Source organism: Wolbachia endosymbiont (group B) of Parapoynx stratiotata (assembly GCF_947250635.1).
Lineage (GTDB): Bacteria > Pseudomonadota > Alphaproteobacteria > Rickettsiales > Anaplasmataceae > Wolbachia.
The window spans coordinates 63,151-76,816 of the sequence record NZ_OX366335.1 but is presented as its reverse complement, the minus strand read 5'-3'; the positions used below and the strand labels follow the sequence as shown (position 1 = coordinate 76,816).

Below are 13,666 nucleotides of genomic sequence, written 5' to 3'. Positions count from 1 at the left end.
GCTATAAATGCTCTTTGATCAAGATCTCCAAGATCTGCACTATATTTAGTGCTGCACCTTTGCGTAGATTATCAGCTACTATCCACATATTTAATCCGTGTTTAACGGTATCGTCTTGTCTAATACGCGATATGTATACGGCATCCTCTTGCACAACATCAATCTGAGTCATATATCCACCATCTTCGCGCTTATCTTTCACTAAAACTCCATCGTCTTCACTGAGCATTTCACGAGCTTCTTCTTCAGTTATATGCTGATCAAATTCTACATTTACTGCTATAGCATGACCAACAAGAACAGGTACTCGGACACAAGTTGCAGTTACTTTTATATCCTCTTCTAAAATTTTTTTTGTCTCCTCTTGCATTTTCCACTCCTCTTTTGTAGAACCATCTTCCATGAACTCTCCTATATGAGGAATGCAATTAAATGCTATTTGCTTAGGAAATATTTCAGGTTTTTTAGCTTCATTCATAAAGATTTTTTTTGTCTGATTGTAAAGCTCATCCATTGCTGCTTTACCTACACCAGAAGTTGATTGATAAGTTGAAGCAACGATTCTCTTTATTTTTGCTTTTTTGTGTAATAAATGTAATGCCAGCAACATTTGTATTGTAGTACAGTTTGGATTAGATATTATGTTATGGTTTTTATATTCCGTAATTTTATCTTTGTTGATCTCTGGAATAACTAGTGGCACGCCTTCTTTCATCCTAAAATAGGAAGTGTTATCTATCACAACGCACCCAGCCTCAGTTGCAATTGGTACGTATCTCTCAGAAACATGAGATTCTGCACAGAAAATGGCTATATTAGTTCCAACGAAGTCATAATCCTCAAGGCATAAAACTGTTAACTCTTTGTCACCAAAACTCACCTTTTTTCCCTTTGATTTTTTCGATGCAAAAGCAACAACAGAATCTATCGAAAATTTTCCCTCTTTTTGAAACTCAGCAAGCATGTTCAATACCTCATATCCTACTCTTCCTGTTGCTCCAATAACTGCAATCTTACATCCCATATAAATAAACCTCTGATTTTAAAGCTATATTATATTTTTACTGATAAAATTTACAATTACTTTAATATTTTTACCTTGCAATTAACCATAATTTAGTTATAATTATAAGACACTAGTAATATTGCATGGTAGAATGAAATGAGTAAAAAACATGATGACACTAAGGTCAAACCTGCAGTATCTGCATTTCAAAAGCCTGAAAAAATCAATAGATTAGAGATTCAAAATGTTCTTTCGAAAAAAAGCAAGCCAGCGATAAATTTTGATGATAAAAAGTATGGTGTGAAAATTTCTAAGATAGACCAGCATCTTTCAAACAAGAAGCAAGAATCTTTTGGATTAAGAGATTTTCTAAGTTCAATACCAATAATAGGAAGATCTTTAGTGAAAATTTTCACGCCTGAAAAAGAAGAGTATAAAAAACTGCAATCGCAAATAGGTCTTTCTAATAAAGCAAAAAATGAGATCTACATAGATAATAAACGCACAGAAGAAGTAGGTAGCAAACTTGAGAATGGTAATATTGAACAAGTAGATAAAGAGAAAAAAAATCTTGGCCCATAAATATTAACCATTTAAAGTGTATCTCTCACTACTGAATTTGTTGCACAGAAGTTTTGCAGTACCAAAATAAATAAATGGGTATGCCACTTGCAGTGAACAGGCTCGAAGTCAGCAGAGTACCTACAGGGGTTTCTAATATCACCCAACAACAAAAGGTTGTTGCTATGCTACCAATTAAAAGCTTATAACAACTCCTCTCCTGTATAACAACCTTTAGAAAGGCAAAACAGCACGCAAGATAAACGAACAAAAATGAAATTACAGAAAAGTCAATAATCGACGTAATCTGCTGGGCAAAATTGTTGTTTGAAGTGAGAATTAGTAAAATTGCAGTTCCAATTGAACTAACTGTTATTCCCCAAAAAGGAGAGCCATGCTTGTTCCTTTTAGCAAAGAATTTTGGCATTAGTCTATCTTCTGCAAGACCAAAAGCAACTTGTCCACTAGATAAAACCCAAGCGTTTAGACTGCCAACACAAAAAATGAATGCAACTATAGAAACAATTAAATGCCAATTACCAGAAAACATAATTTTTATCGCATCAACATATGGTGCTCTTGAACTTGCTAAATTGTTGCCATTGATCAATCCCATAATTGCAAAATTGTTGATAAAATATATAACAGCAACACAAACTGTGCCAAGCACCACAGCTTTTGGTATAGTTTTAGCTGGATTATCAACTGACCCTGCAGGTGCTGTTGCCAATTCAAGTCCAATAAAACACCATAAAGTAAGGAGTGTAGAGCGGGCAAGAATTTGCGATGTTGTAAGACTTAATATTTCTTCACTTATGATAAAATTATTTCTATCGAAAAAAAACAACGCTGCTACAGGTATTGCAAGCAATACAGCAACCTTCACAACCGTGAGCAGAAATTCAACGTGCCCTGCAGTAGCTATTCCCCTTAAATTTATTAATGTAATGATTGTAAATAACAACAGCTCTAAAAATAAACGCATACTTTTGATATCTTCATGGAAAAATGGTGTAAGATAGCCAACACCCACAACTATTAAAGCTGTTGTACTAACCCATGAGATTATCCAATATGTCCAACCGACAAAGAACGCTGCAGCAGGACCAAAAGTATGTTTCACATAAACGTGAGGACCTCCTGTTTCTGGAAACTTTGCACATAGCGTAGCAAAAACTAGCGCAAGAGACACAGCACCAGCTCCTGATATCATCCAGCTTATAAGGCTATAAGCGCCATATGGAGCAAGGCTAATTGGAAGCATAAAAACCCCAGAGCCGATCTGACTACTAATGACTAAAGCAAAAACAGCCCAAAAACCTATTTTATTTGACACAATACCTCTTAATTCTATTAATGTAAGCCAGTAGTATAGCTTAAGAATTTTAGCAAATAAAAAATTTAAGTTAAGTTTTTAGTTTATGATACCAAAGTAGATAAATAAGTGTTCCGCTTAAAGGGAATAGACTTGATATTAATAATGTTTTTATAGAAGTCTCATATATTATCCAACAGCAAAAAGATACAGCCACACCTCCAATTAAAAATTTGCAGTAGCTTTTGTCTTGTATATTAACTTTGAGAAAAGCAAGGCTACATGCTAAGTAGATAAACAAAAATGACACCACAGAGATATCAATTATTGAAGTTACTTGCTCAGCAAAACTTTTATTTGACGTTAGGATAAGTAAAACTAACACCCCCAAAGTACTGAGTATTATTCCCCATAATGGAGCATCATGCTTATTTTTTTTGCCAAAAAATTGCGGCATTAACTTGTCTTTTGCAAGGCCTAAGGTGACCTGTCCATCAGCTAAAAACCAAGCATTTAAATTACTTACAGAAACGATAAAGGCAACAACAGAAATAATTAAATGCCAATTACCTGGAAACATAATTTCTATCGCATCAACATATGGTGCTTTTGAACTAGCTAGGTCATTACCACTTATCAATCCCATAATTGAAAGACTATTGATGAAATATATCACAGCAACACAGACTGTTCCAAGCACTATAGCCCTTGGTATTGTTTTAGAGGGATTATTGACAGATCCTGCAGGTGCTGTTGCTGATTCAAGCCCAATAAAACACCATAAAGTAAGGAGTGTAGAACGAGCAAGAGTTTGCGATATTGTAAAGTTTGATACTTCCTCACTTACAATAAAATTATTTCTATCAAAGAAAAATAGCCCTGCTATGGGTATTGCAAGAAGTGCGATAATTTTAACAATGGTTAGCAGAAGCTCAACACGGCCAGCAGTAGTTACTCCTCTTAAGTTTATTAGCATAATAGCTAAAATTAATATTATTTCTAAAAGCAAACGTATATCTTGTATATCATTATGAAAAAGTGGAGCTAAATAACCGATACTTGCAATCGTTACAGCAGTTGAGCTAACCCACGAACTTACCCAATATGTCCAACCAACAAAAAAAGCTGCTGTAGAACCAAAAGCATGTTTCACATAAATGTGTGGTCCCCCCGTTTCTGGAAACTTTGCGCAGAGTGAAGCAAAAACCAAAGCTAGAGATATAGCACCAAATCCTGATATAACCCAGCTTATGAGGCTATAAGCGCCGTATGGTGCAAGGCTAATTGGGAGCATAAAAATTCCAGAGCCGATTTGGCTACTGATCACCAAGGCGAAAATAGCCAAAAAGCCTATTTTATTTGACACGACAATGTTTAATTTTTATCTGAATATATTAACAATATAGCTGAAGCTCGAAAATTTCAATTGATCTTTTTTGTATAAAAATTTGCATTTTTTTAATTTAAGCATATAATGAGAAGTATATTAATAGGTTATTAAGAAGTGGTTTATGAATCCAAGGTTAAAAAAACTCCTGATTACTTGTGCTTTTATTTTATTATCACTTGCCATTTATTATTATTTAAGTCTTCTTATTAACTATATCCTTGATCCAATTCTAGTTCGCCCTTGTAATGATTTAATTAGTAATCTTTACACCTACTTATCTACAAGTACCTCTAGCCCTGTACTAGCATTTTTTGCTACAGGTTTTATTGTTATCGCTGCATTTATTTGTTTGAATAAAATGCTCCTTCCTTTACAAGACAAAATCATAAACAACTATAACTCATTTAAAAACGACAACATTGATAGTAATAGCATGTTGTTTGAGGTTTACAAAGATCCAACAATAAAATTAAAGGACAAAATCTTATTCTTTAATATACATCTAATATATTACCTACAGCTTCCATTTTTGTACATTGCATCAAAGGTATCAGCTCTACGTAGATTTTTTATATTCAATTTCGGTTTATTATTGTTAAATTATGTATTACTAGCTCCAGTAGCGCTTCTCGAATTAATAAAGTATCCATTGATAAAGCTTTTCTCACCTTTGGGTTTGAATGTACAGCAACTTAGCTTCTTGTTTAATGTAAGTGATGTAGGCACTGGTAATCAGAATGTTCATACTAGAAGTTTTGAGCAAAGTGTTATTGAGTGTGCCAAAAAATTAAAGGAAGAACATGGGACTCCGTCAAATGAGCTGGATGAAGAGTTTAAAAACTATATAGGCGGTTTGACAAATCAGCAGAAAGAACTGATAGCGCCTTATTTGAAGGTAGATAATTATAGAGAAGGAGAATGGGTAAGGTGGGTAGATTCCAAAACCGGACTGACATTAACACAGGCTACAAATTTAGTTTTAATTGCAGCAAGAAAGCAAAATGCAGATGTAGAGCTGTTGAAATCCATATTGCTGGTTCGTTTTGAGGAAAGTAATCGCCAGTGTGGCCCTGGAATGCTTAATCGTATCGTTTATGCATTAAGTGGCCTTGAAGCAGAAAATAATTTTGCAGCTCAACTAGAGCCTCAGATAATAGGAGAATTGGCCGGTAATGCTACTAAAAGATTTCTTGAGAGATCTGTAGATAAGCACTACTTTAAAATAAAGATTTTAAAAGAAAAGTTTGACGACTTATATTCGCCAAATTCTGGAGTGAATTTGAGCAATGCAAATGATGAAGTAAAGGAAGGAATTTCTTATATGAGAGATGCTATAAAAGAATTTGTGTTTAAAGAATTATATGTGAAGTTTTATAATGACTATGGAGAACATATTCGAAGAGGGCAAATAAAACAAAGGCTGAGAGAATTAATAACAGATGAAGTCATAGATGTAGCAATATCTTATAAGATAGACGAGATAGAAGTTCCTGCAGAACCATCTACTTATCTTGAAAAGATGAAAGCATTTTTTGCAGGGCATACAAGATTCTCTGCTGCTTAGAGCTCTGAGACTTGCCTAAGCTTTGATTGTGAGTTAGGCGTGAAGCTAAAATTGGTATTTACAGTTAACTCACAGCAAACTAAACGATGGCAATCTGGCCGTCTTCTAATTTTTCCTTATTGATTTATAGCAGGTTCTTTGTTATGGTTATGAAAAGAAACTTCAAACCTCATTAGTATACTTTGATAGGTGAGTATTACATATGATAATATTGATAACAAATGATGATGGTTTTGAAAGTGAAGGAATAAGACTACTTAAAGAAATTGCACACAATTTTGCATCGGAAGTATGGATAGTGGCGCCAGATGCTGATAGGAGTGGATCTGCAAGATCTCTTGATTACCCAGTGAAACAATCTATTAGAATAAACCAACATAGTGAAAGGGAGTTTAGTGTGTCTGGTACTCCCGCAGATTGTGTTATTATCGCGTTAAATAAAATTATGAATAAGAAACCAGACTTAATATTATCTGGAGTAAATATTGGATCAAATGTCGGAGATGATATTTGTTATTCAGGCACAATCGGTGCTGCAATGGAAGGTGCTGCAAGATCGATACCTTCTATTGCGCTGAGCCAAGTTTATCATGATAAAATAGACTGGAACAATACAAAAGTTTTTGCACCAAAGGTTATCAGCAAGCTAATGAAAGTTGGTTGGCCTAAAGATATAGTGATGAGTATAAATTTTCCTGCTACAGAAAAAGTGAAAGGGGTCGAATTTGCTGAACAAGGTGAATATAACATTGATGGTGATTTAACTTTTACTGAAAACTTAAATGGTTCTTTGAGCTTAAATTGGTCTCGGGAACACTCAGGCAGTGGTAGTGTAGATAAAATAAAAGGAGGTTTTATTACTATTACACCGATAAAATTAGATTTTACAGATTATGATATATTAAATGCTATGAAAAATTCTTGTGCAGAGGAATTTTCTTCTATAGCTAACACTCCTATTGCTTCTGATTAGATATTTTCTACGGTTTTATCGCGAGCAATCATTTTTTCTTCACCCGTGTCCATATTTTTAATTTTTAAAGTTTTACTGCTTAGCTCTTCATCACCAAAGATTAATACAACTTTTGCATTTGCTTGATTTGCTTTTTTCATTCGGGTTTTTAGAGTTCCACTATATTCGTAAATCACATATAAACCATTTCTGCGTAATTCACTTGCAAGTGTTATAGCATGTTCTTCAGCTTCTCCACCGATTGGAATTATATAAATAGGCCTCTCTTTTTTTTCAGCATAGTTGATTAATTCCATTATACGCTCAATCCCCCCTGCAAATCCTATTGCTGGAGTGTGTTTTCCACCTACTGAAGATACTAGATTATCGTATCTTCCACCGGCAAAAACTGCTCCTTGTGCACCTAAATCTTCTGTGACAAATTCAAATACTGTGTGACAATAATAGTCTAGACCTCGAACTAATTTGCTATTTACAGTGTAAGGTATGCCAAGAGCTTGGAGTCCATTTAACACCTGGTCAAAGAAATATGAAGATTCTTTTGTATAATAATCACTGATTTTTGGTGCGTCAGAGATTATTTCTTTATCTGTCTTATCCTTAGAGTCTAATACTCTGAGTGGGTTTTTAATCAATCTATTTTGACTATCTTCTGATAGGTCATTTTGAAACTTTTTTAAATACGATATCAAAGCTTCTCTATACTTACTTGTTGTTTCACTATCACCCAGAGAGTTGATTTCCAGCTTTACATTTTTATTGATGCCAAATTCAGTTAGTAAGTGCTGAGCGAGTGATATCAATTCAATATCAGCTTTTGGATCTTCTATGCCAAAAACCTCAAAATTTATCTGATGAAATTGCCTTTGTCTTCCCTTTTGCGGTCTTTCATAGCGAAATGCAGGCCCTATTGAAAATAATTTTATCGGCGTTTGCAGTTTTTTTTCAATGAGTAACCTAACAATAGCTGCAGTGAACTCAGGACGCAGAGTTATGCTCTTTCCCCCTTTATCATTAAAGGTGTACATCTCTTTAGTGATGATGTCTGAGCTATCACCTAAAGTCTTTGTGAAAACTTCCGTATATTCAAATATCGGAGTTTGAGCAGGCAAAAAGCCGTATAAACTTGAGATTCTATTTGCTGTTTGCTCTATGTATTTAGATTTATACCATTCATCAAACAGGAGATCTTTCGTTCCTCTAACTGTTTGATTAGTCATAGCATAGTCTCTATACCTGAAACTTCTGGTATGTGATAGCTTAGCATATTCTGCACTCCTTGCTTTAAAGTAATTGCAGCACTTGGGCATCCGGAGCAAGCTCCTTGTAACTCAACATAAACTATCCCGTCTTTATAGCCACGAAATTTGATATCACCACCATCTTGAGCAACTGCAGGTTTAATATAACTTTCCATCAATTCTTTTATTCTATTTACAATTTCTATATCATTTTCATTAAAGAATTCTTCCTCTAGCATTTTATTATCACTTACTCCTTCTTTATCAAATGCTTTTCCACCAGAAGTAAAGTGATCCATAATTGTAGTTAAAATTTCCACCTTTACTATATCCCAATTCATTCTATCTGATTTTGTTACCGAAATAAAATCATGACCAAAAAATACTCTTACAACATGTTCTATTTGAAAAAGATTTACTGCTAGTTTGGAGTTCTTTATTTCATCTGCATTTGAAAAATCAGCTGTTTCTCCTTCGCTCAGAATTTCAAAACCAGGAAGAAATTTCAGCGTGTTTGGGTTTGGTGTTTCTTCAATCTGGATAAACATGTTATTTACCATGACAATTATAATTGTTACTATTTAATCATAAAATGATAAAAAAATATACATGTCATTCATCTTCTTCCTTTTTTTGATATTCACAATAATCACGTTTGTTTTACCTAGCGTTGTTGTATTTTTTCTCTTTTTGGCAAAGAGAAATAACATAAGTTTTATGATGAACTCTATATTAAGTAAGTTTTTGAACGAATTTAACAGCAGTAAAAGTTACACCAAAAATTACACTGGTGATAATATGTCCAAAGATGAAGCATTAAAAATACTGGGGCTGAATTCCGAGGCAAGCCAAAATGAAATCAATAAGGCATACCAAAATTTAATGAAACTGGTCCATCCAGACAAGGGAGGCTCGGAATATTTTGCACAAAAGTTAAACGCAGCACGTGATAGATTGCTAAAGACCTAATTTTTAACTATTGTTTTCTCTGTAAATTTTACTTGTAAATACTAAATCATGTGATACAAAGCCAAGGGCGTTGTCTTATAGGAGGTATTTGATGCGAAAATACAGAATAGAAGAGTTAAGGAATAAATTGTTTATTGCTATAAACAAACTTGATTTTGAGAAAGTTAAAAGATGTGTTAGAAAGGCAAAGATTAAAGGTGTACAAAACGATATTATTAATGGTAAGCAATATGGCATGGCACCTATACATTTTGCTACTTACAGAGCTAACTCAAAGATATTGCAGTTTTTGATTAACAATGGTGCTCGTGTTAATGCTGTGAGTGATGCGTGCATTGTTCCTTCCGTATCCATTGTTGTAACATATGATATGGAGAAAGTTGTATTTGATTGTATTCACGGCAACACTAGCTTTCAAGGAATGCAAAATTTTACAGCTTTACACTTAGCACTTTATCAGTGTCGATTAGATATAGCAAAAGTTCTGCTTGATAATAATATTGATATTAATATTAGAAGTACAAATGGCAAAATAGCATTTGAGGTTATTCCAGGTTATGAAAGTCTTTGCAGTGATGGCTGTGACATAAAAAAAATATTCTTAGCTGTGTTAAGATTTCATAAAAATAATTGTACAGAACTATTACTTTCTGCTAGAATAAATACTAAGTTAGAATTAGAAGCTGGTGATACTCCAGATCCTGAACCAAGTAGTGCAGTAAAACCTTTTTCTTTTATTAATAGTATATTTAGTTGGGTAACCACTGCCACACTCAGCAGCTTATTCAGCAGTGCTCATGCTTTACCTTCTGCACAGCAATCTGTTGATCACTTCGCTGGTAGCCCAATTGGTTCTTCACAAGTTGATTTTAATTCAACAGCTCTACTAACTGATGTAATGATCAGAAAGTTCACAGAGAAAAAATACTCAAGGCCACTAGAAGATTCACTTCTCACAATACAAGAAATTAGAGAAAGAAGGCTTAACACTATAGAAAAAAACTTCGAGACAGCACTTAGTAAGTGTGAAAAACTTTATCAACATCCTGAAAGTTCATTAAGCAATTTAACGATACCTAAAGGTATGCATCAAAAGTCCCTCTAAATCAGTTAAAATAAGCACTCGAATTCGAGTGCTTATTTACAAAACTTATCCCTTATTTCCTTTTCTAAAGCATATTGCTTCTTATTAAGAGCAAAAAAATTTGAATAAGGAAGCTCAGCATGTCTTGTACGAAAGTTAAAGTGATAGATTGCTGAAGACCTAATTTTTAACTATTGAAATTTTTTCTCTGTAAATTTCACTTGCACATACTAAATTGTGTGATATAAAGCCGGGAACGTTGTCTTTTAGGAGGTATTTGATGGAAAGACAAGAAATAATTGAGAGCCTGAGAAAAAAATTATTTTCTGCTATAAACAGAGATGATTTTGAGAAAGTTAAAGAATATATTGAAGAGGCAGAACATAGACACATAAAAAATGAGATTTTGAATAATGAAAAATATAGTATGAAGCCTATGCATTCTGCTACTTACATAGGTAACTTAAAGGTATTGCAGTTTTTGTGTGACAGTGGTGCTGATGTTAATACTACTATTAGCAGTCGATATTTGAGTACTCCCTTACACATTGCTGCTATTAATGGCAAACTAGAAATAGCACAGTTTTTACTTGATCGTGATGCTAACATCAATGCTACAAATTATAAAGGCTTTACACCTTTGTACTTAGCATTTAACCATTGTCATTTAGATATGGTAAAACTCCTACTCTGTAGAGGTGCTGATGCTAGTATTCAAAGTCAGTACGGCAAAACAGCATTAGATGTTGTTGGAGGTTATAGAAAAGATAGATGTAATAGCAATAGTAAAATTCAAGAGATAGAATATGTATTGAGCAGTGCTACTGAAGATGATTGTGAAGCAAAATTAACTTCTATAAAAGCAGGTGTTAAGGTAGGGTTAGACGCTAATGACGCCACAGATTCTGTAAGTAGTGCAGCGAATCTTTCATTATTCCCTACCAAAGCAATCAAGATAGAATTGGAAGTTATTAATACCACAGACTTGGCAAGTAGAACAGTGAATTCTTCCTTCACTCTTATCAGAGAAAATTTTGAAGAAGTTAGCAGCACTGCAAGCAATGCAGTAAAACCTTCTTCTAATAGTATATTTAGTTGGATAACTACCACCATCAGTGGCTTATTCAGCAGCGCTCCTGCTTTACCTACTGTACAGCAATCTGTTGCACATTTAACTGGAAGTCCTATTGGTTCTTCACAAATTGATTGTAATGGAACAGTTCTGCTAACTTCTTTAGCAATAAGTAAGTTCACAAGAAAACAACATTTTAGGCCAATAGACGATTCACCTTTGACAGCAGAAAAAAATAAGGAAAGAGAACTTGACATTATAGAAAAAAAATTCGAGACGGCACTTAGTAATTGTGAAAAACTTTATCAATGTCCTCGGAGTTCATTAAGCAATTCAACAATATCTAAAGGTGTATGTCATCAAAAGTGCCTTTAAAACAAGCACTCAAATTTGAGTGCTTGTTTTTGTGAAATCTACTCTTTAAACTTAAACTTCTTATTGTTTATTAGCGTTAAATTGTTACAATACAATGAGTTAAGATGACAAAGCTTTAAGTTATGGAAGATGATAGCAAAAAAGAAATAATAGAAGAAAAAGGTATATTAGGTTGGATAGAGTATAGACTGCCTATATTTTCTTTTCTAAAACATACTGCTTCTTATCAAGTACCAAAAAATTTAAATTATGCTTGGAATTTTGGTTCTTTAGCTGGTATAGCGCTGATTTTACAAATAATAACAGGTATATTTCTTGCCATGCACTACACTCCGCATGTTGATCATGCATTTAATAGTGTGGAGCGTATAATGCGTGACGTAAGTTATGGATGGCTGATACGTTATACTCATGCTGTTGGGGCGTCGCTCTTCTTTATGGTGGTCTATGTTCATATCATGCGTGGATTATATTACGGATCTTATAAGAGACCGCGAGAAATGGTATGGTTTATTGGCATATTTATATTTTTTGCAATGATGGCAACTGCCTTTATGGGATATGTTCTTCCATGGGGACAAATGAGTTTTTGGGGTGCAACAGTTATAACTAATTTATTCTCGGCTATACCTTTAATTGGTGATAAAATAGTTATATGGCTATGGGGAAGTTTCTCTGTTGATAATCCAACGCTCAATCGTTTTTTTGCGCTGCATTATCTTATGCCTTTCATTATTATCGCTTTAGCTATGTTGCATGTTGTTGCTCTGCATAGGTTTGGCTCTAATAATCCAAGTGGAATAGAAGTCAGGTCAGATAAGGATACCATTCCTTTTTATCCTTACTATATAGCAAAGGACTCCATAACTTTTGGTTTATTTTTTATAATTTTATTTGCATTTGTTTTTTATGCCCCTAATTATCTTGGGCATCCTGATAATTATATAGAGGCTGATCCTATGGTAACTCCAGTACATATAGTGCCAGAGTGGTATTTCTTACCTTTTTATGCGATGCTGCGTTCAATTCCAAATAAACTTATTGGTGTACTTACCATGTTTGGATCTATTTTAGTGTGGTTTCTTTTGCCTTGGCTCGATAAATCAAAGGTTAAAAGTGGTTCCTACCGTCCATTATTTAAGAAATTTTTTTGGGTTTTTGCAATAAATTTTGCATTTCTTGCCTGGCTTGGGGGACAAGAAGTTAAGGAGCCTTACATTACTTTAAGTAGGCTTTCAACTCTTTATTATTTTTCATATTTTGTGATAATTTTACCTTTACTTAGTAAGTATGAGAAACCAAAAAAATTACCAAAAACAATAAGCGATTCCGTGCCGGAGATGAAGTGATGCTATTGGTTAAAGTTGCTGTGTTTTGTGTATTATTTTTCGCTAATTCTCTATCTGCAGAGGAGTTTAAACCTTTACCAAATAAGAAAATCGACTGGAGTTTTGATGGAATTACTGGATCTTTCGATAGAGAGTCAATTCAGCGTGGCTATAAAGTATACAAGGAAGTCTGTGCTGCTTGCCATTCAATGAATAGAATAGCGTTTCGTAATTTGCAAGATGTTGGTTTTTCTGAAGAGGATGTAAAACAAATTGCAGCCTCTTACCAAGTTAAAGATGGTCCGAATGATTTGGGTGAAATGTTTGATAGGCCGGGAGTGTCTTCGGATTATTTTATTGCACCTTTTGATACAAAAGAAGCAGCTGCAGCAAGCAACAATGGAGCAATTCCACCGGACTTATCATTAATTGTCAAAGCAAGACATGATGGTGCAAATTATGTCTATTCACTACTAATTGGTTATCAAAACGGTGAACATGATGAGAACGGTTTATATTTTAATCCATATTTTTCAACAGGCAGGTTAGCTATGGCACCACCATTATCTGAAGGAATGGTAGAATATGATGGTGCAAGGCAAGCTACAGTTGAAAGTATGTCATATGATGTGGTAAATTTCTTACAATGGGCAGCAGAGCCAGAAATGGAACGCCGACATAAACTTGGGTTAAAAATAGTGACATACTTTATAATTTTGACGGTGTTTTTTGTATTAACCAACAACAGGATTTGGAGCAGGCTCTATAAAAAGAAAAAATAGAGTTTT

Annotated in this window: 13 protein-coding genes; 8 read left to right on the top strand and 5 right to left on the bottom strand. The window is 34.1% G+C overall.

Translation table 11 applies throughout. The features are described 5' to 3' along the window. Position 1: 1 nt before the first annotated feature. Entirely contained in the window at positions 2 to 1,024 is a 1,023-nt protein-coding gene (locus OOT12_RS00390; RefSeq protein WP_264375112.1) for an aspartate-semialdehyde dehydrogenase, read from the bottom strand. Between the two features lie 138 nt (positions 1,025 to 1,162). On the opposite strand from OOT12_RS00390, the gene OOT12_RS00385 reads away from it, so the two are divergent. Beyond that, positions 1,163 to 1,588: a hypothetical protein gene (locus OOT12_RS00385; RefSeq protein ID WP_264375113.1), complete on the top strand. Its 426-nt coding sequence runs from the start codon at positions 1,163 to 1,165 to the stop codon at positions 1,586 to 1,588. 28 nt (positions 1,589 to 1,616) lie between these two features. On the opposite strand, the gene OOT12_RS00380 is transcribed toward OOT12_RS00385, so the two are convergent. Together OOT12_RS00380 and OOT12_RS00375 are read right to left on the bottom strand one after the other, a co-directional pair. Beyond that, positions 1,617 to 2,903, bottom strand: coding sequence for an APC family permease (locus OOT12_RS00380; RefSeq protein ID WP_264375114.1), 1,287 nt, complete (start codon positions 2,901 to 2,903; stop codon positions 1,617 to 1,619). Between the two features lie 70 nt (positions 2,904 to 2,973). Next, a complete protein-coding gene (locus OOT12_RS00375; RefSeq protein WP_264376552.1) occupies positions 2,974 to 4,248 on the bottom strand; it encodes an APC family permease in 1,275 nt (424 codons plus the stop codon). 145 nt (positions 4,249 to 4,393) lie between these two features. Here OOT12_RS00375 and OOT12_RS00370 point away from each other — a divergent pair, with 145 nt between their 5' ends. Both OOT12_RS00370 and surE read left to right on the top strand, forming a co-directional pair. Beyond that, positions 4,394 to 5,836: a hypothetical protein gene (locus OOT12_RS00370; RefSeq protein ID WP_264375116.1), complete on the top strand. Its 1,443-nt coding sequence runs from the start codon at positions 4,394 to 4,396 to the stop codon at positions 5,834 to 5,836. A 202-nt stretch (positions 5,837 to 6,038) separates the two neighbouring features. Further along, positions 6,039 to 6,809 carry a 5'/3'-nucleotidase SurE gene (gene surE / locus OOT12_RS00365; protein WP_264375117.1) on the top strand — a complete coding sequence of 257 codons (771 nt, stop codon included), beginning with the start codon at positions 6,039 to 6,041 and terminating at the stop codon, positions 6,807 to 6,809. Here surE and hisS read toward each other — a convergent pair. Continuing rightward, a complete protein-coding gene (hisS, locus tag OOT12_RS00360) occupies positions 6,806 to 8,029 on the bottom strand; it encodes a histidine--tRNA ligase (RefSeq protein ID WP_264375118.1) in 1,224 nt (407 codons plus the stop codon). The two genes, surE and hisS, sit on opposite strands and share 4 nt — an antisense overlap. After that, positions 8,026 to 8,598, bottom strand: coding sequence for a NifU family protein (locus OOT12_RS00355; RefSeq protein ID WP_006015115.1), 573 nt, complete (start codon positions 8,596 to 8,598; stop codon positions 8,026 to 8,028). The genes hisS and OOT12_RS00355 overlap by 4 nt, the downstream gene beginning before the upstream one ends. A gap of 169 nt (positions 8,599 to 8,767) precedes the next feature. Here OOT12_RS00355 and OOT12_RS00350 point away from each other — a divergent pair, with 169 nt between their 5' ends. The 5 genes from OOT12_RS00350 (at position 8,768) to OOT12_RS00330 (ending at position 13,660) form a co-directional block, all read left to right on the top strand. After that, positions 8,768 to 9,019 (top strand): DnaJ domain-containing protein, encoded by a 252-nt coding sequence (locus tag OOT12_RS00350; RefSeq protein WP_236607909.1) that lies wholly within the window; start codon positions 8,768 to 8,770, stop codon positions 9,017 to 9,019. A 91-nt stretch (positions 9,020 to 9,110) separates the two neighbouring features. Next, on the top strand, positions 9,111 to 10,124 hold the full coding sequence (locus OOT12_RS00345) for an ankyrin repeat domain-containing protein (RefSeq protein WP_264375119.1): 1,014 nt from the start codon (positions 9,111 to 9,113) through the stop codon (positions 10,122 to 10,124). Between the two features lie 259 nt (positions 10,125 to 10,383). Further along, on the top strand, positions 10,384 to 11,550 hold the full coding sequence (locus OOT12_RS00340; RefSeq protein ID WP_264375120.1) for an ankyrin repeat domain-containing protein: 1,167 nt from the start codon (positions 10,384 to 10,386) through the stop codon (positions 11,548 to 11,550). 122 nt (positions 11,551 to 11,672) lie between these two features. After that, positions 11,673 to 12,899 (top strand): cytochrome b, encoded by a 1,227-nt coding sequence (locus tag OOT12_RS00335; protein ID WP_264375121.1) that lies wholly within the window; start codon positions 11,673 to 11,675, stop codon positions 12,897 to 12,899. After that, positions 12,899 to 13,660, top strand: coding sequence for a cytochrome c1 (locus OOT12_RS00330; RefSeq protein ID WP_264375122.1), 762 nt, complete (start codon positions 12,899 to 12,901; stop codon positions 13,658 to 13,660). The genes OOT12_RS00335 and OOT12_RS00330 overlap by 1 nt, the downstream gene beginning before the upstream one ends. The last annotated feature ends 6 nt before the right edge of the window (positions 13,661 to 13,666 follow it).

Coding starts and splice junctions, on each gene's coding strand:
- OOT12_RS00390 (WP_264375112.1), bottom strand. CDS start 1,024: ATGGGATGTAAGATTGCAGTTATTGGAGCAACAGGAAGAGTAGGATAT.
- OOT12_RS00385 (WP_264375113.1), top strand. CDS start 1,163: ATGAGTAAAAAACATGATGACACTAAGGTCAAACCTGCAGTATCTGCA.
- OOT12_RS00370 (WP_264375116.1), top strand. CDS start 4,394: ATGAATCCAAGGTTAAAAAAACTCCTGATTACTTGTGCTTTTATTTTA.
- surE (WP_264375117.1), top strand. CDS start 6,039: ATGATAATATTGATAACAAATGATGATGGTTTTGAAAGTGAAGGAATA.
- hisS (WP_264375118.1), bottom strand. CDS start 8,029: ATGACTAATCAAACAGTTAGAGGAACGAAAGATCTCCTGTTTGATGAA.
- OOT12_RS00355 (WP_006015115.1), bottom strand. CDS start 8,598: ATGTTTATCCAGATTGAAGAAACACCAAACCCAAACACGCTGAAATTT.
- OOT12_RS00350 (WP_236607909.1), top strand. CDS start 8,768: ATGATGAACTCTATATTAAGTAAGTTTTTGAACGAATTTAACAGCAGT.
- OOT12_RS00345 (WP_264375119.1), top strand. CDS start 9,111: ATGCGAAAATACAGAATAGAAGAGTTAAGGAATAAATTGTTTATTGCT.
- OOT12_RS00340 (WP_264375120.1), top strand. CDS start 10,384: ATGGAAAGACAAGAAATAATTGAGAGCCTGAGAAAAAAATTATTTTCT.
- OOT12_RS00335 (WP_264375121.1), top strand. CDS start 11,673: ATGGAAGATGATAGCAAAAAAGAAATAATAGAAGAAAAAGGTATATTA.
- OOT12_RS00330 (WP_264375122.1), top strand. CDS start 12,899: ATGCTATTGGTTAAAGTTGCTGTGTTTTGTGTATTATTTTTCGCTAAT.